Origin of the sequence: Pseudoalteromonas sp. P1-13-1a (assembly GCF_001401875.1) — a bacterium.
Classification (GTDB): Bacteria; Pseudomonadota; Gammaproteobacteria; order Enterobacterales; family Alteromonadaceae; genus Pseudoalteromonas.
Genome location: NZ_LKDV01000018.1, coordinates 69,261 through 90,633, shown reverse-complemented (window position 1 = coordinate 90,633; position 21,373 = coordinate 69,261). Strand labels below are relative to the sequence as shown.

The window sequence follows — 21,373 nt, the reverse complement described above, 5'->3', positions numbered from 1 at the left end:
GAATTTAGAGCGGGTCATTAGCTCAGTTGGTAGAGCAGTGGACTTTTAATCCATTGGTCGATGGTTCAAGTCCATCATGACCCACCATTTCTAATAAAACCACAACTTTCCCCATTATTTTATTTAAATCAGTTTCTTATTTTTATTTATAAACAGCATGCCCAGATAGCTGTTATTTGCCCGTGTATTCTCGTATAATTTGCCGTAATTAATGCACCGTAGATGAAGTGGTCGAGAACATGAGTCTAGCTCAAACTATTATGCCTGAAGGCTATATCTTTCCTCCTAAGCCAGCGCCGTTAACTAAAGACGAGCAAGGCGAATATAAAGCACGTATTAAACAACTACTGCAAGATAAAAATGCAGTGCTGGTAGCCCATTACTACACAGATCCTGAAATTCAGGCCCTTGCCGAAGAAACAGGGGGCTGCGTTGCAGACTCATTAGAAATGGCACGTTTTGGTGCTCGCCACGATGCAGATATGATCATCGTTGCAGGCGTACGTTTTATGGGTGAAACCGCTAAAATTTTAACGCCAAACAAAACCGTTGTTATGCCAACGCTAGAAGCAACCTGTTCGTTAGACATTGGTTGCCCTATTGATGAGTTTTCAGCGTTTTGCGATGAGCATCCAGATCGTAAAGTTGTCGTGTATGCAAACACCTCTACAGCGGTTAAAGCGCGTGCAGACTGGATTGTAACCTCATCGTGCGCACTTGAAATTGTAGAGCACCTAGATGAGCAAGGTGAAAAAATTATTTGGGGCCCAGATAAACACCTTGGTAGCTACATTCAAAAGAATACCGGCGCCGATATGATCATGTGGAACGGCGCATGTATCGTCCACGATGAATTTAAAACAAAAGCGCTTAAAGATATGAAAGCCCTGCACCCAGACGCAGGTGTATTGGTGCATCCAGAGTCACCGGCAGAAATAGTGGCACTGGCAGATGCGGTTGGCTCAACAAGCCAATTAATAAAAGCGGCGCAAACAATGGATAAAGAAAAGTTTATTGTAGCGACAGACCGCGGTATTTTTTACAAAATGCAGCAGCTATGCCCAGAAAAAGAGTTTTTTGCAGCCCCAACAGCCGGTGAAGGCGCGTCATGTAAAAGTTGTGCACATTGCCCGTGGATGGCAATGAATGGCTTAAAAGCGATTGAAGAAGCACTAATAGACCCACGTGGTAAAGAAGTGTTTGTAGATATGGACTTACGCGAAGGCGCACTCAAGTCACTTAATCGCATGTTAGACTTTACAGCCAACATGGCTAAGTAAACATCACTCTGTATAAAAACGGCTAAGCCTCCGGCTTTAGCCGTTTTTTTATGCCTAAAGTAAATTGCTGATTGATTATTAGGCACTTAACAGCACAAATTTAAAAATGCCTTGCACCTATGTAACCTATTTCATACTATAACGCGCTGTTGCACTGCAACACCGTGGAGGAATGGCTGAGTGGCTGAAGGCGCACGCCTGGAAAGTGTGTTTAGGTTAATCCCTAACGAGGGTTCGAATCCCTCTTCCTCCACCATTATTCAATATCAGGGCGTCTCAGGACGTCCTTTTTTGTGCCTGCAACTAATAAAATGAACAAGTTGCAGTTATATCTTGCCCTATTTCGCCTAACCAAAGTTGATAGTTCTAATTCGTTTTTATGTACTGCTTGGGTATACTAAAATGCAGCCCAACTAGTAAAAAAACAAGAGTGAATGGGGCGTTGAGTGGTCACATGCACTACATAAAACAAGGCTTTATTGGTATGAGTCACGGAACCCTCAAAGTATTTTAAGTAGATATAAATAAGGATATAAAATGGCTTTAACACAGATGCAAATCATTCAATCACTGGGTGAGGCAATGAGCTGGTTAGAAAGGGAGTTAAGTTGGGATGTGCCTGCAACAGAGCTAAGACATTTAACCGGTAGAATAGGCGAGCTTTACGCTGCACTTATAACTAATGGGCGTATGGCAACTGAAGTTAACCAGGCGGGTTACGATGTTGTATCAAGTAGTGGTGAGCGTATATCAGTTAAAACAACAGCTAAAATGGGGGCAAGCGGCCATATAAGCTTTAACACAAATACGTTAGCGTTGGTTGACCGCATCATTATTTTAAGAATAAATACTGAAGAAATGCAGGTTGAGACTTTATTAGATACCACTGTTGAACAAGCAAAACTACTCATGAATATTGGACCAACAGGTAAAAGCGCTATAGCTATGAGTAAGTTAATAAATGCACAGGTTAAGCCACGTAGATTACTAAATGTAAAAGAAGCTATATGGGATAACTACAAATTGGTGGAGCTTGAAAATGGCACTATTGAAGTGTTTTTAAATAACGAGCTTGTAACACCCAGTAAGCCTTACTTACGTGATATTGCTAAAGAGTTAGGGGTTTCAATTTTAAATAGCAGCGGAAATCCATTTAATACACGGCAATTGGGTTCTTTATTATTGAAAACAATTAGGTAGCTGATATACATTTGGAGTGTACATAGATAAAATCAAACTAAATGATTTACTTAACGTCAAATAAAAGGAATTAATCATGAGTCAGCAAAGAGCGCTGGAATTATTAAGGCAAGGTGTTGGTAGTCCAACAGCTAATTTTCACGAGCATCAGTGGGAGTCTGTTGATGCCATAGTAAATCAACGCTGTCGTTTGATATGTGTACAGCGTACCGGTTGGGGCAAAAGTTCAGTTTACTTCATCTCAACTAAGATGATGCGTGAGCAAGGTCATGGCCCTACAATTATCATTTCCCCCTTGCTCGCTTTGATGCGAAATCAGATTGAATCAGCTGCAAAATATGGTGTTGCACTCGGAACGGTTAACTCTTCTCAAAGCCGTGAACAAAATGATGTTAACAAAGCTCAATTTTTAGTCGGTAATTTAGATGCATTAATCATAGCGCCTGAGCAATTGGCTAACCAGGAGTTTATAGACAACGTTATAATACCATCTAACCCTGGTTTTTTTGTTATAGATGAAGCGCATTGTATCTCAGACTGGGGGCATGATTTTAGACCTGATTATCGACGGATCTCAAGAGTGCTTGGGAACATTGCCGATACTCCAGTACTCGCCACAACAGCTACAGCTACCGAGCGAGTTGTTAGAGATGTTGTCGAACAATTACATGTTGAAGGTCAACAGGTGTATTTGTTGCGTGGGCAACTAACACGAGAATCAATTCACCTTCAAAATATACATCTAGACAAACGGTCAAAGCGTTTAGCTTGGCTTGCCCATACAATTCCACAAATTGAAGGTACAGGCATCGTCTACGCTACAACTATCAATGACGCCTTTCTTGTTGCAGAATGGCTCCGAAGAAGCGGTATAGCGGCAGAAGGTTATGCTGGCTCAATTCCAGGGCTTACTAAAGTAGAGAATACGTTAAAACGTGAGCAATTAGAGCAACAATTACTAAATGACGAAATAAAAGTTTTAGTTAGTACGTCAGCTCTGGGTATGGGCTTTGATAAAGGTAACTTAGCTTTCGTCATTCACTATCAAAGTGCAGGATCAGTTGTTAGCTATTACCAACAAGTAGGCCGAGCGGGCCGGAGTATTAATGATGCTTATGGTGTATTACTGTCTGGCGATGAAGACGAAGAAATCCAAAACTACTTTATTAGGGAGGCGTTCCCTAAAGAAGAGTTAGTTCGTGATTTACTCGCTCTACTCGAAGAAGACAGTTGTGACGGCCTTAAAAAAGCTGATTTGGAAGCACAGCTAAATTTTGCACCTATGAAAATAGAAGCTGCGCTAAAGTTTCTATTAGCTGAATACCCAACACCGATAGTTAAGGAAGGCTCTTTATACAAGCGTACGATTAATAATTACTCATTACCGACAGAAATAATCCAACGTTTATCAAATAGAAAAACAGGTGAGTGGCAAGAAATTCAAGCTTACCTTCAAAGTGACCAATGTTTAATGCAAGTATTAGCCTCTGCGCTTGACGATACCCTCGCAGCTCCATGTGGAAAATGTGCTAACTGTGATCCTGATAATGCGTTTGAAACGACATATCCTCAAGAATTAGGACAACAAGCTTTCGAATTTTTGAGTAATACCATGATTGAAATTGAACCTAAAAAACAAGTAGGTAATGGACATGCTCAAGCGGCTGAAAGATTTCCGGTGTATGACTTTGGCTATAAATTTGGCGCATTAGAACATGAGCCTGGCGCTGCACTATGTCATTGGGGAGAAGCTGGTTGGGGCGAAATAGCCGCTGCTGGTAAACGCGACCATGTTTTCGACCCTAAATTAGCCGACGCCTGTGTGAAGATGATAAACGAACGCTGGCAGCCAAATCCTATGCCTACTTGGGTAACTTATGTGCCATCGCAAAACTATCCGAATTTAGTAAAAGACTTTGCTGAGTTAGTAGCACAAAAACTTGGTTTAGAATGTGTTGAAGCTGTAGTCAAAGTAAATCAAACATTACCTCAAAAGCGCATGGAAAATAGCGATTTCCGGTGTAAAAACCTTGATGGGGCTTTCGCTGTTCAAAATGTACATGTAGGCGAGCCGGTATTACTTATTGATGATGCGTCAGATTCAGGTTGGACGTTTGCGGTAATTGCAGCATTGTTAAGGCGTGAAGCAAGTGGCCCAGTATTTCCAATGGCTATTATGTCAACGAAATCAAATTAAAGAGTGATAAATTGAATACTCAAAACACCCAATATAACGAAAATACACAAGCAGTTTTGCTGTTATCAACTTTTTTTAGTAAGCCTAAAAAAGACGAGGCTCGCCCACTAAACGCCATAGAGTATGGCCGTTTTGCTCGTTGGCTACATGAATTTAATTTCACACCTAGTTCGTTGTTTCATCAGTTTGATGAGGTGCTGTCTAAATGGAAAGATCCTAAAGGCAAAATTACCGCTGATCGCCTATCTGAGATTTTAGGCCGCAAAGCAGCTATGGGTTTAGCGCTAGAGAAATGGCAACGTGCAGGTGTTTGGGTCATCACCAGACAAGACAGCGAATACCCTCAGCTACTTAAAAAGCAACTTCGTCATATTTCACCACCGGTATTTTTCGGTGTTGGCAATAAGGCACTACTTCAAAAAGGTGGTTTAGCCGTTATTGGCTCGCGAGGTATTGATAATATTGATGAAGAGTTTACTCAAAATATCGCAATACAAGCCGCCCAGGAGAATATTAACATTGTATCGGGGGCAGCAAGAGGTGTTGATGAAACCGCTATGTTGGCTTCGCTTAATGCAGGTGGTACAGCTATTGGCATTATGGCAGATAGTCTTTTAAAGGCGGCTACTGCAAGCAAATGGCGCAAACACCTACAAAATGAACAACTAGTGTTAATCTCAAGTTTTTACCCTGAAGCTGGTTTTAGTGTTGGTAATGCCATGGCCCGTAATAAATACATTTATACCGCCGCAAATGCTGCATTAGTAGTACGTGCTGATGAGGGCAAAGGTGGAACTTGGGCTGGAGCTAAAGAGAATAATGAAAACCAATGGGTGCCTTTGTTTGTTAAACAGCAATCAGACGCCAGTGGCAATATTGTGCTGTTAAATAACGGGGCCATTCCACTTAAGTTGCAATCAGGTGCTGAACCTTGGCTTGCCAATACATTAGCCTCAGCTCAAAAGGTTGATTCAAACAACAGCCAGCCTAATAACTTAAATTTATTTGAGTAATGAATATGTTAGCAACGCAACTGTTAAACGACATTAAATATCAACTCACAGTACCCATGATGCTGAGTGAATTGATGCGAGAACATAATAAGTTAATTAAACAGCTGGAATGGTTGCCAGAGCAACTGGCTTTGTTTCTAGCGGTATTGCCTGAGTTTACCGTTACTCATCTTGAGTCTGGTGAAACCCAAATCAGTATGGGGAAAGTTGAAATTACCTTGGATCTAGCACTTGAATCACTATTAAAAGAAGCCAACAAGCCGTTACCAACAGATAAGTTAATACAGCAGTTAAAAGAATTTAAAACCAGTGGCCCACAGTTGTTGGCCATTGCAAAAAGACACCCGAATATGAATGTGATTGGTGGCCGAGCCATTCTTTACCGAGCCTAATTATAACGCTAGCAGCAATCACGCAATAACATAACAAATTTATAAGTAGACAAACATGACTGAAGAAACAAAAACAAAGAAGCTTACTAAAGCAGAGCAAGATAAGGTAGACCAAGGCGAAGCGCTAAAAGCCCAAGTACTCGCAACCCTTAGTTTACAAAACACCGCTTACGCTGCTAAAGGTTTTGATCAACAAGCTAGTCTAAAGGTTAGTAACGAAGATCAGCAAGTCAGTTTAGTTTTCGGTAAAGATAATAACGGTGAGCCTACTCACCGTGTGATGATATGGGTATTGCCAGAAGGTCATTGGCAGTTAGCTAGTGTAGATAATGTAGAAATGACTGCCATTGACGCTGCTGGGGTATTAGATGAACATGAATTCCCTAAATTTATTCACGTAACTGATGGTAAAAATGAAAAGTTCTTTGAAATGGACTTTCCACCAATGGAAGTGGACCAAATACCCAGTGTTAATGAAATAAACAACTACAAACAAATTAAGCGTGACCCGACCTATTATTGGTCCCGTGAAATGTATCAACGTTTAATGGATGGATTAGATTATTTCCATGAAACCGTGTATACGAAAACCAAAGATAACGTCAGTAATAAAAACGAAATTATTGAAGAGGTGGCCAAGTTTCTATTTTTAGAAACTTTCCGTATTCACCACCCAAACCAACAGTTTGAGTATGAAAAGCAAGTACTTCAGTTTAAAGATGTCTTTGACTGGCAGTACGTAGAAAAAAACAAAGCCGATGCAGTAAAACAAATTAAAGTGGCTTTTGATGTTTTAAAAGAACATCAAGATTATAAGGTAACGGATGATAGCGGCGAAGCGCATCCAATTTTTGATGTTGAAACTCATTTACGCCTCGCAAAACCAGAAAACTACTTAGCATTGATGAAACTGATACAAGATTTACCAGGTGTATTCTTAAATAGTGAATATCAAAAGCCAAAAGATAAGCGTGCCATTGTTGCAGGTAAAGAACAGCCTAACTTAGGTCATGTCGCAGCAGATGTATTAGGCCGAGTATTTGATGTTTTTTTACGAGCAAATTTTGAGTCCAAAGGTGGTCTTGGGGTTTACCTTACACCTGCGCCCGTTAAGCAATGTATGTTGCAAATGGCGATGCACGATATATTAGAAGAATCGCCAGAAATCCTTAATACCAAAGGTAAAGATGGCAAACCGGTATTTCGTTATTGTGACCCAACTTGCGGAAGTTATGGCTTTGGTTCAATAGCGCTCGGCCATATAGAACGAGCCTTAATGGAAGTATTAGGCAAAGAAACCGCTGATGATGTCCGCCGAGATGAGCATTTTCAAGCCATGTTAGAGCATAGCTTTGTCGGTGCTGATTCCGCACCGCTGATGGTAAAACTCGCCCGAGTCAATATGGCGTTATTAGGCGCACCAAAAGCCAATATCTTTAAAACCGATAATTCATTGACTACACCGCAATTAAAAGCAGGTAGCTTTGATTTAATTTGTACTAATCCGCCATTCGGTAAAGCAAAATCTGGTGTAACTGAAATATTAGAACAGTACATCACTGACTTACATGAAGCGCCTAAAGGCAAAGATTGGATATATAAACCAACAGTTTATGGCCGTGCTTTAGGCGGTAAACCTAATAATAAAGATCGCTGGAAACTATCAAGCAGTAATATTGACATGGCGGTTTTATTTATTGATCGCTGTTTGGAGCTTCTTAAACCCGGCGGTCGCCTACTCATGGTATTACCTGATGGCATTTTATGTAACTCAGGGGATCGTTATGTACGTGAATACATTATGGGGAAAAAAGATGAGGAAACCGGAAAGTTTAGTGGCGGTAAAGCCATTATAAAAGCTGTAGTGTCACTGCCTTCCGATACTTTTGCTTTATCAGGTACAGGGGCAAAAACCAGTATCCTATATTTGCAAAAACGCGATGCTCACCACGAAGATGAAAATACCTTTGCCAATCAAGAGCAAGGTGATGTCTTTATGGCGGTGGCAGATACCTTAGGCTATATCGTTAAAAAAAATATTGAAGACTACTCTACAGGTGTGCCAAATGATTTAGCTGCTATATCTGGTGCTTATGCGAGAGGTGAATAATGTTTAAACAACTTGTTTCCTCAAAACTGCTTTCTTCAAGGGTTGATGCTGACTTTTATCAACCAATTTATATTGATGCAGAATTAAAGATTAAAAAATCAAAATATAGAACCTTAGAAGAGTTAACTCATTTCGTAAGAAAAGGGGTCTTTGATATGCCATCTTCTCTTTATTGCGAAGAAGGTGTCCCATTTTTAAGAATTTCGGATTTTTATGGTCAAAGTATAAATATCAACCGCTCAATAAAGATCCCTAAATGGAAACATTTAGAAGAGCCTAAAACTACTTTAAGAGGGGGAGACTTAGTCTTATCTAAAGTAGGTACGACGGGAAAGGTTGCCAAAATCCCTTTAGGTAAAGAAGTCAACATAAGCCAAAATCTTGTTGGTATATCTATAATTAAAAATCTTATTGACAGTGATTATTTATTAGCTGCCTTCGCCAGCTCATACCTAGCATTATCAATTGAGCGTCATGTAACTACAGCTGTACAAGGCAAGTTAACTTTAGATATTTTGAGGGAGCTACCAATACCTATCTTTTCCAAAAGTGTACAAAGTTATATTGGTGAGAAAATTCGTCACGCTGAGTTACTTTCAGAGTGGGCAAAACAATTATTTACACAAGCAAATGATGAGTTTGAAGAATCAATTTTTTGGGATCCGAGAGTCGTTGAGAAAGTTAAGTATGGCCGTATTTCGCCTAAAAAATTAGAAAACAGGCTAGATCACCGTTTTAATAGCATTGAAAAGTTTAAAGCAATCGATTTGCTCGTAGAAAACGATATAAAGCTCGAACAACTCGAAAATGTTTACAGTATCACGGCTATGGTTGGTTGGAAGGGCTTAACTACTGATCATTATGTGGATGATGGACCTTGGTTACTGCGTGGTGTTGAATTCTCAGACGGTGTTATTGATTTTGATAACCTCGTAATGGTTGAAAGAGGTAAGTACCTTGAGCAGCCACAAATTCACTTAAAAGAAGGTGACGTAGCGTTAAGTAAAGATGGAACGATTGGGAAAGCTATCGTAATACCTGAAATTAATAGGGAGTTTGCTGTTGGTTCCACAATAGCTAGATTACGAAAAATTGATGAAACACTTGACCCTTATTACTTAGAGCATTGTCTAAACCATGACTTTTTACAGGTACAAATAGAAAGCTACGCTACAGGAGTGGCACAGCCACATATCACTCAAGAATGGATCGCAAAACTCCTGATACCAAGAGTCGCTAATGAGCAAGAAATATCGACACTAATTTACAAGCATCATTTAGCGATGAACCTAGCAAAAGCACTTACAAATTCTTCGAAGCGGTTAGTTGAAGCGCTTATAGAAGGCCAAATCACAGAAAATCAGTTAATAGAAGCACAACAAGCATTAGAAACAGGCGATAACACCAAAGACAGAGCAATTTTAAGCAAACTTTCCGACAAAGGCTACTTAGCTGAAGATGGTAAACTATTATTTTCTGACTTAGACAAACTCTATGAATTATTGGATGAAGCTAAACAAGCGGTAGATACTAGAGAGGAATCTGCTTAATGACTGCTAGCATTACCGCGCCCTTAACCGAAAAAGAAGCGCAGTTACTCTTAACGCTGATTCAACAAGGTGAATGTGCTAGCCAACCTGAACTTGAAGTGTTTCATCAGCTTGGTTTGTGGCTGTTTAGCGAAGATAAAAAAACACTAATTGCTAGTAAGAGATTATTGCTGTTACGCCAGACTCTTAATACCGATTTAGATGCTGTTACTGCGATTTTGGCAACGATTCCTGAATTACAAACTGCCTGGGCCAATATTGTCGCCGCACAATTAAATGATGCGGCTACGAGAAATGATGTTCACGCATTAAGCGAACAAATAACTAACCTGGGTGGCGGTGCTGGTTTTGTGTTCTTACAAACTCAGTCATCAAAAAGTGTAGGAGCTTCACTTAACCCAACCGATTTCACAGTGTTAGAAAGTTTTGTTTTTGGCCAAGGAGCTGAACAAAGTGCCAGTTATCCTAAGTTATTAAGATCACTATCTACTGCGGCCAAGCTAATTGATGATTCAACAAAGTTTAAGCCAGAATTAAATGAACTGTCACCAATTGATGAAGGTGATGTTACTTCTCATTGGTTAGCTCAGCGTTTAATTGAGTTGCCACTAATCACGCAAGCTAATACAAAAAGCCACGCAAAGAATGACTATCACCTGAGTGGCTTAGTGCAAGCACCAAAGAGTGACTTAAACGATAAACAAACCATCGAATGGTTAGTGGCCAACCCTTGGGTCTATTTACTGGCGCAAATTATTTATACCCAAGATATCTGGCGCAGTGAGCAGGTTTCGGGTGGCTTAGCGTTAGAGATTGAGCACAGCCAAATAAAGCACTTTATGAACCCAAATGCTATCAAAGTAGTGGTAACGACTAATACAGGTTATGAAGTTAGTTGTGGTAGTTTGGCTGAATTAATTCTACGGGTACTTGATGCGCTTGATGTTCATTTACTCACACCGCTTAAACACCCACTGCAAATTGAAGCACTTAATGCCGCGATTAGCCCCGTAATTGGCTTTATGATTTCAGCCAAGGTGTGGCAATTTATTGAAGGCAGCAGCAAAGATATTCCGCAATATAAAACTCACAGCAGTTTTGCTCGTATTCCTACTTCACGACTTGGCACTATTAACTTTGCCAGACCTAGCAAACATATCGCTGCGGCTATTCGAGAGCAGGCACAAAGCTGGGCCAATGAATTGGTAGGGCTACAAACATGATTAAGTTAGTAAAAAATAAATTACAGCAAAGGACCATTGAAGGGCCTCTGAAAATGGATGTATTGAGGAAGTTTAAATGAATAATACCAGTTTAGATAAAAACCCTTTAGGTGTTGCTGAAGCTTCAACTCCTTATTCAGCAACAAACATGGCAACGGCCAATCATCATTGGCAGTCAGATGGTTTATCATCGTATCCGCCACGGGATCCTCTAGTTGGTCAAAGCCAGTTTTTTCATGATTTTGAAAGCTTTATTCACTTGGTGGATAAAGAAGAGAATGAATTTACCCAAGTATTTTCTGTGGTTGCTGAGTGGGGTCGTGGTAAATCGCGTTTAGGTTATGAGCTCATTGCCCAAATAAATGATGCCAGCCCAGGCTGGTATTGCCGTGATAACGCAGGTGATTTAAACCCTGTTAAGTTATTTAGAAACGATGAAGATCGCGAACAGTATTTAAGTTTGTATATCCGCTATAGCCAAATAGCTACCGAAAACCAAAACCATGAAAATTGGTTTGCTTACGGTTTATATATGGCGCTGCAACCATTGGCTAAAAATCAATTTGATGGTTCTATTCAAGCTGAAGTTGCCAAGCAATGTTTTAATCGATTAGAAGTTGAAGGCTTTGATCATCAAGAGCTTGCAAACCGTTTGGAGCTTGATAAGAATTATTCAGATCAAGACTTATATGACGATGAATTTCTAGCGACACGATTAGTAAATGCTGCGTATGAGTATTTAAACCAGTTTGGCATTAAATACATTCTAGTGGTACTCGATGAGTTAGAAACCGCCGCAGAAGCAGCCACCTATGGCTTAGAAAGTGATGATATAAAACGCCTTGATGGACGTGCAATAAGCATTGTAGGTAGTGCGATTAAAGAGGAAGATCCTCGTCGTAAATTACCTTGGCTGCGCTATGTTACCTTATGTTCACCTGCTATTGGTGATGAACTGAGAGAAGTGACCTCTTTGCGACGTCGCTTTAATTTGGTTGATTTAGAGCACAATGCTTTTTCTGATGTTAGTGATTATGTTGCCACGCTAAAAAAGGATGGTCGTTTAGCACAAGATTACATTGAAGGCGTGGTTGAAGCTGCTTATGCCATGAGTGGCGGTAACTTTGGTTGGTTTAACGTGATTATGGCAGCGGTTGATGAAAAGCTTGCCAGTATGCAGATGAGCGGTGAAGCAGTAAAAAGCATAGGCCAACTGTTTAATGCCGTTTTGAAAAGCTCAGCAAGAGTGCGTGAATACGTTTTAGATTCTGGTGCTATTCAAGCAATTAAAACTGAAAACATTGGTATTAAAGATGCTGCTCTTGAACTTCTTTATGGTCAGTTGCCTGTAAATTTAAAAACGGTTGATGAAAACACTAAAGCATTGGTCACTACGGTTAATGAATTTGATGATGCCGTTGCTAGCTTTTATTGTTTGGTTAATTGGGACAGAGATAATTGCCGTCCGGCACTGCAAAATGCCAAGTTTGTGCGTGATAAAGCAGACTTATGGACCTTTGAAGGCATAGAGCAAAAGCTAGATTTAACTCAATTACTGGCTAATTTAGCTACCTATGCTATTCACGAAGGTAGTAATCAGTTATTGGTCCCTAATAATAGAGCCGAATTTATTCAGTTGCTGCAATTATTGTATCCCCATGGAGCCGCTGAAGATGTAGCAAGAGCCTTATGGTTGCATCACTTTGGCGATCAAGAGCAATTAACACAAGCTGCGACCCATATAGGGCCTAGTGTTAACATGCTGAACCGCTTAAATCTTAGGTATCGTCAGCAAAGCCAACAATCGCTTATTTTTAAAACGCCAGATTCTGCTAATGCGCATTTTGAAGTAATGAAAGAAGCAAGCGATAAAGCTGCTGATAAACAGTTGTCGCGTTTAACTGGTTTAATGCGAGTATTAGATAGCCATTGGCAATATGACGCGACTGATGCGGGTTTTGATAATAGTTGTGACTTAGTAAGCATTGCGACCTCGCATACGCGTAACCAGCAAGAAGTGAGCGGTTTATCTACGTGTCGAGCTTTACATTTACACCCTAAAGGTCGTTTAGTATTAGCTTATGTGAACAACGAAAAAGAGCTCAAAGCGCTTTGTTCACAGGTGACTAAGCAGTTTGCTGATGAAGGGAAATTTCCTGTTTTAGCGGTTACTTCTTCTATCGATTTAGGCTATAAGTTTAATAACCCATCAGATCCTGTGCTGCAAAAGGCGCAAGATTATTTAATGCTGTATCGTTTAAGTCATAACGAAGAGCATATTTTAGAGCAAGTGGGGATGCCACTGGCAGACTGCCAAGGTTTTACCATTGAGCGTAAAGGTTTAACCTCTAAGTTTTTACAGCGCCTTGATGCATTAAATAGAAGCTTGGTTGATTCTGCCACTCATTGGCGACAAGGCCTACATGAGCGTGGCTTAATTGCTATGCCATTACGAGCGAGCAATAAACTTACGCAAAAAGAACTGGAGTTATTAGCCGATGGTTGGGCTGATTTAATTGTGCGAAGCGATGTGAAAAAATTGAGCCGTTACGATCAAACACCTCAAACTGTTGAAGATGGCGCATTGTACGATTTAGTTAGGCAATTAAAAGTACCGCAAAAAGAACTTAATGATGGTTTTGGTGAACAAGAGTGGAGTCAAATATTTTCTTCTACTGATGAAATAACGGCTCAAGCACAGTTTCCTACTTTTATATGCCGTTTATTAAAAGAGCGTTTGTTTAAGCATACTAAAATCACTTTAGAATATGCTAAACAAGCCTGGTTTTTTGGCTACAGCTGGCACACAAAGAATCCTAATGATGTATTTAAAGAGTGGATGTTGTTATTAGATAGCGCTCTATTAGTTGATCAAAGTAGTGATCCTAGCAAACCTAAAGTTCCAGTTTATTCATTAAATGAACGCAGTGCTTTTGAAGGCAGGTTAAAAGAAGCTGAGAATTGGTTAGAAAATGATTACCCAACACGTGTTAGTGAGATTGCTACCTTATTTGGAGAAGGTCGAATTAATACCTTGTTTGCGCCTAAAGGTAAAAAAGAAGTTGGGGCTAAAACTCATATGGCACAGGCAAATTTAAACAAGGCGAGTTCACTTCAATCAGAAATTAAAAGGTTAGAAGAAACTACATTACCGAGCATTGATGATTGGTTTGATTATGCCAACCAGTTAGCTACAACCAGTCAGGCCAGATATGCACATCAAAAATCTGTTGAGTGGGTATACCAAGCAGAAGGTTATCAGCAAGAATTGCAGCAAAAGCAGTTTGCTAATTTAGATTTTGAACAGGATAGCTCGCCTCTTTGGAAGCGTATTGCCAAAGCAAAATCGTTTGCCGATCAGGTTTATAAAATTGAAAAAGCAGTAACGACTCAAACCACAGCGCTTATTTCTGAAATAAAATCAGATGCTGAGAGCAAACCACCATTCCCGCAAAATATCTTCACTTTATCGTTAGATAAAATCTCTCGTATTCTTGCTGGTGCTATTAGGCCGGGGACATTGCCAGGAGAAACACCAGAGAAACAACACACTGAAGCGGGAACCTTAGGTTTCTATTTGCGTAATTTAGACGTTGAACATGCTTTAAAACGTTTAGAACAATTAGCCCAGGAGGTTGGCTATAACATTGATAGTGAGCAGTGCTTACCACTTGAGGATATAAGTGGTGCGGTAATTTCTAGTTATGTAGATTTGAAAGCTGAGTTTTTAAAGCAACATACCCGTGCTGATGAAGCTGTTGCGGGGCTGGAAGAGGTTAAACAGTCTTTAGATAATGTACCTGCGGATTTTGCATCAATATACCCTGACGCTTTAACAAAATTAGAACAGCTCAATAAAAAGGTTAAATACGTTGCTGGCTTGTTTGATGACATTCAAGATGAAGCCGATTCGTTAAAAGATAGAATTAATTCTGATCTGCAATTAGGACAGTTCAAATTATTGCGAGAACAAGTACCGCCACTGCTAGCTGATGTTAAAAAGCAGCTTACACAGTGGTCTGGTGATATTGCGACCTTAAAAAACTATGTGATTGGTTATCGTGAGAAATTACTTAAAAATCAGAATTGTAATTTTGATCAAGCCTTGCATGTTCTACAAACAATAAATGGTGAAGCGCAAACTCCTACGTTAACCATTAAAGAAGTAGAAAGTATGGGCTCTTTAGCGCAAGCCAAAAAAGAGCTAGACGCAAGAGAAGCCAAAGTGAAAACTAAAATAAATACTTTGCTTGATTCACATATTGTTAGCGCTGAACGCTGGGCAGTAATTGTTAATGATTTAGCTGAAGGAAAAGATCCTAATTTCACCCATGATGAAACCCAAGAGCTAGTGAACAAACAGCTGATTGTGCAAACCTATCGATTAGGCGGGGCTTAACGGTTTGACTATTAATACCTATTTAGTTGGAGAATTAGCAACTCATCGCCGTGGCAGTGTCATCGCTGATATTTTGCCAGTAGAGGTACTAGCTGATATTGAAGCGCTTCCTGATTGTGGATCATTACTGATGTTTGGCCAAAATTGGCAGAAACTGACAAGTGAACAACAAGGTGGATTTAGAGAATGGTTAGCGTTACCGGGTCGTCAGTTGCTGTTGATCCCACCATTTAACGATGGCTTGGTTTCAGCCAATTTAGATTGGCAGGTACAACTACAAAGTGAAAGTTTAGTAGGTGAAGGTTTAGCTGCTAGTTTATGTGACGAAGTTAAATATGTTTTTGAGGCTATAACTTGTCAGTTTGAGCGTTCATTAGGTCATAGTTGGCAGAATGGCTCTTTGAATACCTTGTTCTTTAAACAGCATGCTACGTCAGGCCAGTTTGCTGTTACGTCTTTACCGCTTTGGTCTTTAACTTGTTTGGATGAAATTGAAGCAGTGAAAGGTTGGTTTGAAGCATTATTTAATTTTGCTGGCATTGCTAAAGTAAGCGAACAGGATTCAACTAGTGAAAAGGAACAACTAATTTTACAAGATGCGCATCATGTATTGCTTTGTTGTGCTTATGGTAAAAGCTTTGAGTTAGGCACACAGTTGATAGAGAGAGTGAAGCGGTTAGCTTTATTTAATGTTAATGATGAAAGTTTAATTAATGCGTTAACTGATATTGAAACGCACCAATTATTTACAGACGGGAGTTTAAGCCAGTCAGGTGAGGATACCTTAATGGCAAGCCCGTATAAGCTTTATGCTGATGAATTAAAAAGGATGGCTCCATGAGTAGTTTAGGTACAACTAATCGTAGTTTGGCACAAACATTAGCTGTGCAAACTCAGTTGCATATGCCAGGCACTGTTGGTCGCCTTTTACAGCAAATAAGGGATTTAGAGCAGTTAGCGCCTTTATTTGTATCTGCAGGTTTAGTTAAACCGATTGAACGGCCAAACCCGCTAAATATTAAAGTTGCAGGTATTGCGACCCGTAGTGCTACACAAAAAACGTTAGGTGGCTTTTTATACGCGAGTGCTGCGGTGAGCCTTGAGCTGACGATAAAAGATAATGCTGTGGCGACATCAGGGCAAAATAGTACTACAGAACTTGATGATATTGATTTTGTAAACCAGTCAAAGCGATTAGCTCTAATTCAAATAAAACAAGCCTACCAACTTGCTGAGCAACGATTACTCAATGGTGAACCTGTTGATTTAATATTGCTCGATTGTCCGTTGTTTCTTGGCCGCGATATGGCTCCCTTAAAGGATGCACCCGAGCATACCGAATATCGTAAAACTTATGATGATACCTTAGCTGTAATTGATCAGTTTTGGTTAACCCATAAAGAAAATCTTTATCCTTGGAACAAAGAAGGACCTATATTAGCTGGTATTGCTTCTGAAAAGTTTGGCGCAATTTTATACATTGCTAAACAAGATTTAAGAACCCCTGATGGACTTTCTCAATTACTTGCCAGTGAAGATATAGACCAACAAGCAGCGGGTAATATTTTGTCTCACTTAAAAGGCCTCTCAAGTATTGGTGAACAGCGCTTTATAAATGGTATTTTAAGTAGTTTTACTCGAACAGCAGCTTTTAGAATTGCAGAGAATCAAGACCGTATGGAGCCTAAACAGGCAGCCGAAAATGGTTTAGTTGGTTTTCATTTTAAAGGTGGTAATAGTACCGGTATTCGCCTAGTTCAATTAGCAGGTGATGAGCCAGACTGGGATTCACAGGCATTAGATGTTTTGTGTGGTCAATTAATGTGTTTAATGGCTGTTGGTGGACAAAGGGCTTACCCGCTGCCAATACAGTTGGCCCAACAAGAATTGAAACAATTAGACCAGTTTGTGAAGTTTTATAAATCAAATATTCAGTCAGCACTTAAATCAAGAGAAGTTGAAGATGTTTGGTTATCAGATTTAGATGGAGAATTATAATGAAGCACCAAGTTTTAGGGACATTAGTAGGTAATACCGGCGAGCCGCACAATTTACACATGGTATTAAACAGTTCGTTTTCAGGAAGAAGAGGTGAGTTTGTTAGGATTCGACATCAAGAGCGTCAGGATGAGCCTGTAACTCATGTACTTGGCCGTATTGTTTCGATTCAACGAACAAATATGTTGTTTAACTCTGGTTTTGGTAACTCTGTATCTGAGCTTGAGTTATTGCCTGGTGCTGAAATTACTGGTGAGCATGTGTACGCGACTATTGATTTAGTAGGTTATAAAGATGCAACAACTAACCAAATTAAAATACCACGTAGGCCACTTGATCCAGGCTCAAAAGTCGAGACTGTTGATTATCAATTCTTAAGTGACTTCTATGAATTTAATGAGCAAAACAGCTTACATATTGGTAATTTGGTTGGTTATGAGCATGGTGAAAATACAGTTCCAGTCTATTTAGATGTAAATAAACTAGTTACTGAGCATATGGCTATTCTAGCGATGACTGGCTCTGGTAAATCTTACACTGTAGGCCGAATAATTGAACGTTTGGTTGCGTTAAATAATGGCACTGTTGTTGTATTTGATCCCCATGGTGAATATGGCAGAGCGCTACAAGGCGGTAACTTACAATTTGGCGATCATTTAGATACTGAAGATGAACGCGATAAAAAATCTTTACCAGAAATTAAGCACATGATGGAAAAGCTACAAGCTTCAAATGCTGGTATTCAAATATATACACCGCAAATGGATAACTTCCGTCAAAAGTATGCAAATAAAAACAAGGTATTAGCTCTTCAGTTTGATAAGTTTGAAATGGATGATATTTCAGAAATATTACCTGGGTTAACAGAGCCACAACAACGAGTATTAGATGTAGCAATTCGTTATTGGCGTACAGTGGAAACTGTTGAACCTAGGGATATAAATAAACTGAGATTCTTCTTAGGTGATGGTATTGAAGAAGTTAAGAAGTGGGATGATTTAAGTAGTGCTGAAGCACAAGCATTAAATGGTCGTTCTGCTGCTGTTGCTTCAATGAAGCTATCTCGCGTTTTAAATGAAGCACAAAGTTTCTATTCATCTGAGTTAAGTGGGCCAACTGATATCTATGAAATGATTGGTCGCCCGAGTGATAAAAAAGGTCGTTTAGTTGTCATTGATTTACAAGGTTTAAGTGATACCGCTAAGCAAGTTATTTGTGGTTTGCTTTCAAGTGAAATATTAAGAGCAGCCTCAAGCAAAACAGATAAAACACGTCCAAGCTTCTTAGTTTATGAAGAAGGGCATAACTTTGCTCCAGCTGGTGGTAAAGCTGTGAGCCACAGGATCATTAAAAAAATTGCCGGTGAGGGGCGTAAATTTGGTGTTGGTTTTGGCATTGTTAGTCAACGACCATCAAAGCTCGATGCCGATGTAACATCGCAATGTAATACGTTGATCACAATGCGCCTTAAGAACCCTGACGATCAACGGTTTATTACTAAAGCATCAGATATGGTAAGTAAAGCCGACTTAGAAGAGCTACCTAGTCTATCAACTGGTGAAGCCTTGATTTGTGGTCGCTCCATACCTGCACCATTATTAGTTAAAGTTGGTTCTAAAGCCTTAGTACATGGTGGCGAGTCGCCTGAAGTATTAAATGTTTGGGGTACTTTTAGTGAATAACTCACTTCAAGAAAAAGTATTAAAGACAATTGAAAATAGTGAATTCGTTAAACACGCATTTCCAATGATGAGTGATTGGGGAATAAAAGATGATGATACGCTTATTCACAGCTTAGGTTGTAGTTATTGGATGGAGCTGGGGCATCACCTTGGCTTTTCCGGTGTTGTAGAAGTTCCAGCTCCTTTAACTTATGCCATAACAAGTAATCATGATGTTCGCTCAGATGCTGTTTGGTTTGATAAACAAACACAAAAACCTAATTTGGTTGTAGAGTTTGAACGCTACTCAGGTACAAATTCAGATCAAAAAAAGTTAATAGATAAAGTTAAGAATTTATTGCTAGCCCACAGACGGTGGCAGTTACAACCTGAATTTGTGGTTCTTGCTTACTGGACCAATGGCTTAAAAACATTACCTGATAATAAAAACTTGAAAACAATATTTGAACAAGGTTTTAAATTATCAAACGGCGAATTTGTTGAAGGTTGTGATACTAGACAATTGCTGATACTAAACTTTGTATTTCAAAGTGACAAGCAAGGTACGCATCGGTTAGTCGATGTAATTAAGAGAGGATAAAGTGGCGAAATCAAAACATTATTTTATGCCTAGTAGTGATATGAAACTGGGCGATCGCTATTTATTACTTGAGCAATTAGGTGATGGCACCCATGGCTGGGTATGGCGTGCGCAAAGGATAGAAGATAACCAAATAGTAGCTGTTAAAATACCAAAAGATTGTTCTGCCTCTGATAGCAGTTTACGTGAGGGACAAGATCTCTTAGGCGTTCCATCACACGAAAATGTTGTTCAAATATATTGGATGGGGAGAATACCACCAGAAAGAGAATGGTACGGTATTGAAATGGAATATTTTCCTAGCAGAAGCCTTGCCCAGTTGCTGGAAGATCGCGAAAGCGGTTTTGCCAAAACCTACAAACAAATATTTCAAATTTATGAGCAAATTCTTTTAGGTGTTAAACACTTATCTGAATTGGAAAAGCCGGTATCACATGGTGACTTAAAGCCTCATAATATTTTGATTAGCGGTGATCAAGTTAAGCTAACTGATTTTGGTAGCTCAGCTTTGCCAGAAGAGATATATGCTCGTAGCAGACAAAATGGCGGTACTGTACTTTATTCTGCACCTGAGTACGCTGATTGTTCAGAAAGAAAAGGTAGTTTTTTAGAATTGATTCGTGGTGATATGTACAGCTTAGGTGTGCTTATGTACCAGTTAGTTACTGGGAGGCCACCTCATGATACGCCAAGTGCTGTATATAGAAATTTACCTTTTCCAAAGCCTAGTGAGCTCAATAAAACAGTATCAGGAAAGCTTGAAGAATTCATTTTCAAAGCCTTAAGTGTTAACTCATCAGATAGATGGGAAAGCATAGACGATATGCTAGCTGACTTAAAAGTTGTCCGTTTTGCACAGACTAACTTTGAGCCTGCCGTTGCGTTATCAGCTCATAGCTCTGAGCAAGGTGACTGGTCCTCATATGCTTTTAAATTAATTGAAGATGAAAAATACGTTGAAGCAGCACAAGTAGCAAGAGCTGAGTTTGATTCAAGTAAGGATTATCATGCGCTTTTAGCACAAGTAAGAGCGCTATATCGAGGTGGTAGGTACTTTGAAATAGTTGACGTATTAAGCAATAACTCAGAGTGCATATCTTTAAATGACTACTTAGGTACTGAATTTAGAGAGTTATCAGTCAATACCTATTTGAAAAACAAAGATGTGTTAAATGCCAATAAAGTGATTGAAGATATTGAAGCTAGAGGTGAATTAAACAAGCCAGAGATGTTATTAAAAAAGGCCTCTGTGTGCGGTTTGCAATCTAGGTATGACGAAGCTATCGAATTGCTTACTAATTTAAATAAACAATATCCACGAAAACCATCAATTTTAAAACGGTTAGCGCTAGCTTATGAGCAAATAAGGCAGCCGCAAAAGGCCGTAGCTTATTTAAAGGTATATCGTAAAGTTAGTGGCGATGATCTGTGGGCTAATACTCAAATGGAAAAATTTAGGGCTTTAGGGGTTATGTGACTTTAGTCAATCTAGGGGATCTCTTTAACAGTAATCGTATTTTTATTTAACCAAGAAAATCGTTAAGAGAAAGGCATCATATAGGGGTTAAAAGCAAGTTTACGACTCTAAGTTACTGTTAGTAAAGCATCCCTAAGAATCGACATCACTTTTATTAGTCAATGACTTTTAAGAAATCATTGACTAATAAATACTTTCATAATAAGGTGCATTCCTAGGGCAGAGGCTTACCTGCGGTTTGTAATGTACTTCTTACAAAACAAAGCACTCGA

14 protein-coding genes and 2 tRNA genes are annotated in these 21,373 nt (G+C 39.5%); all 16 read left to right on the top strand.

What is annotated here, in order from left to right:
• Nucleotides 1–11: 11 nt before the first annotated feature.
• The 16 genes from AN391_RS12505 to AN391_RS12430 all read left to right on the top strand — a co-directional run bounded on the left by AN391_RS12505 (nucleotide 12) and on the right by AN391_RS12430 (nucleotide 21,101).
• Nucleotides 12–87, top strand: a tRNA-Lys gene (locus AN391_RS12505).
• 152 nt (nucleotides 88–239) lie between these two features.
• Nucleotides 240–1,280 (top strand): quinolinate synthase NadA, encoded by a 1,041-nt coding sequence (gene nadA / locus AN391_RS12500; protein WP_055015705.1) that lies wholly within the window; start codon nucleotides 240–242, stop codon nucleotides 1,278–1,280.
• A gap of 166 nt (nucleotides 1,281–1,446) precedes the next feature.
• A tRNA-Ser gene (locus AN391_RS12495) sits at nucleotides 1,447–1,536 on the top strand.
• Nucleotides 1,537–1,817: 281 nt separating this feature from the next.
• Nucleotides 1,818–2,480, top strand: a complete 663-nt coding sequence (locus AN391_RS12490) for a DUF6998 domain-containing protein (protein ID WP_055015704.1) — start codon at nucleotides 1,818–1,820, stop codon at nucleotides 2,478–2,480.
• A 76-nt stretch (nucleotides 2,481–2,556) separates the two neighbouring features.
• Nucleotides 2,557–4,677 carry a RecQ family ATP-dependent DNA helicase gene (locus AN391_RS12485; RefSeq protein ID WP_055015703.1) on the top strand — a complete coding sequence of 707 codons (2,121 nt, stop codon included), beginning with the start codon at nucleotides 2,557–2,559 and terminating at the stop codon, nucleotides 4,675–4,677.
• A gap of 11 nt (nucleotides 4,678–4,688) precedes the next feature.
• Nucleotides 4,689–5,690 (top strand): DNA-processing protein DprA, encoded by a 1,002-nt coding sequence (locus AN391_RS12480; protein WP_055015702.1) that lies wholly within the window; start codon nucleotides 4,689–4,691, stop codon nucleotides 5,688–5,690.
• Between the two features lie 5 nt (nucleotides 5,691–5,695).
• Nucleotides 5,696–6,082, top strand: a complete 387-nt coding sequence (locus AN391_RS12475; RefSeq protein ID WP_152967902.1) for a hypothetical protein — start codon at nucleotides 5,696–5,698, stop codon at nucleotides 6,080–6,082.
• Between the two features lie 55 nt (nucleotides 6,083–6,137).
• Nucleotides 6,138–8,192 carry a class I SAM-dependent DNA methyltransferase gene (locus AN391_RS12470; protein ID WP_055015700.1) on the top strand — a complete coding sequence of 685 codons (2,055 nt, stop codon included), beginning with the start codon at nucleotides 6,138–6,140 and terminating at the stop codon, nucleotides 8,190–8,192.
• Nucleotides 8,192–9,742, top strand: coding sequence for a restriction endonuclease subunit S (locus AN391_RS12465; protein ID WP_055015699.1), 1,551 nt, complete (start codon nucleotides 8,192–8,194; stop codon nucleotides 9,740–9,742). Before AN391_RS12470 ends, AN391_RS12465 begins: the two co-directional genes overlap by 1 nt.
• On the top strand, nucleotides 9,742–10,965 hold the full coding sequence (locus AN391_RS12460) for a hypothetical protein (protein WP_055015698.1): 1,224 nt from the start codon (nucleotides 9,742–9,744) through the stop codon (nucleotides 10,963–10,965). The genes AN391_RS12465 and AN391_RS12460 overlap by 1 nt, the downstream gene beginning before the upstream one ends.
• Nucleotides 10,966–11,041: 76 nt before the next feature.
• Nucleotides 11,042–15,364: a hypothetical protein gene (locus AN391_RS12455; protein WP_055015697.1), complete on the top strand. Its 4,323-nt coding sequence runs from the start codon at nucleotides 11,042–11,044 to the stop codon at nucleotides 15,362–15,364.
• 4 nt (nucleotides 15,365–15,368) lie between these two features.
• Nucleotides 15,369–16,205: a hypothetical protein gene (locus AN391_RS12450; protein ID WP_055015696.1), complete on the top strand. Its 837-nt coding sequence runs from the start codon at nucleotides 15,369–15,371 to the stop codon at nucleotides 16,203–16,205.
• A complete protein-coding gene (locus AN391_RS12445) occupies nucleotides 16,202–17,362 on the top strand; it encodes a hypothetical protein (RefSeq protein WP_055015695.1) in 1,161 nt (386 codons plus the stop codon). The genes AN391_RS12450 and AN391_RS12445 overlap by 4 nt, the downstream gene beginning before the upstream one ends.
• Entirely contained in the window at nucleotides 17,362–19,044 is a 1,683-nt protein-coding gene (locus AN391_RS12440) for an ATP-binding protein (protein ID WP_055015694.1), read from the top strand. Before AN391_RS12445 ends, AN391_RS12440 begins: the two co-directional genes overlap by 1 nt.
• Nucleotides 19,037–19,624 (top strand): hypothetical protein, encoded by a 588-nt coding sequence (locus tag AN391_RS12435; RefSeq protein ID WP_200910097.1) that lies wholly within the window; start codon nucleotides 19,037–19,039, stop codon nucleotides 19,622–19,624. The genes AN391_RS12440 and AN391_RS12435 overlap by 8 nt, the downstream gene beginning before the upstream one ends.
• 1 nt (nucleotide 19,625) lies before the next feature.
• The gene (locus AN391_RS12430) at nucleotides 19,626–21,101 is read left to right on the top strand and encodes a protein kinase domain-containing protein (RefSeq protein ID WP_200910096.1); all 1,476 of its coding nucleotides are present in this window, start codon (nucleotides 19,626–19,628) and stop codon (nucleotides 21,099–21,101) included.
• Nucleotides 21,102–21,373: the final 272 nt, after the last annotated feature.

Coding starts and splice junctions, on each gene's coding strand:
- nadA (WP_055015705.1), top strand. CDS start 240: ATGAGTCTAGCTCAAACTATTATGCCTGAAGGCTATATCTTTCCTCCT.
- AN391_RS12490 (WP_055015704.1), top strand. CDS start 1,818: ATGGCTTTAACACAGATGCAAATCATTCAATCACTGGGTGAGGCAATG.
- AN391_RS12485 (WP_055015703.1), top strand. CDS start 2,557: ATGAGTCAGCAAAGAGCGCTGGAATTATTAAGGCAAGGTGTTGGTAGT.
- AN391_RS12475 (WP_152967902.1), top strand. CDS start 5,696: ATGTTAGCAACGCAACTGTTAAACGACATTAAATATCAACTCACAGTA.
- AN391_RS12470 (WP_055015700.1), top strand. CDS start 6,138: ATGACTGAAGAAACAAAAACAAAGAAGCTTACTAAAGCAGAGCAAGAT.
- AN391_RS12465 (WP_055015699.1), top strand. CDS start 8,192: ATGTTTAAACAACTTGTTTCCTCAAAACTGCTTTCTTCAAGGGTTGAT.
- AN391_RS12460 (WP_055015698.1), top strand. CDS start 9,742: ATGACTGCTAGCATTACCGCGCCCTTAACCGAAAAAGAAGCGCAGTTA.
- AN391_RS12455 (WP_055015697.1), top strand. CDS start 11,042: ATGAATAATACCAGTTTAGATAAAAACCCTTTAGGTGTTGCTGAAGCT.
- AN391_RS12445 (WP_055015695.1), top strand. CDS start 16,202: ATGAGTAGTTTAGGTACAACTAATCGTAGTTTGGCACAAACATTAGCT.
- AN391_RS12440 (WP_055015694.1), top strand. CDS start 17,362: ATGAAGCACCAAGTTTTAGGGACATTAGTAGGTAATACCGGCGAGCCG.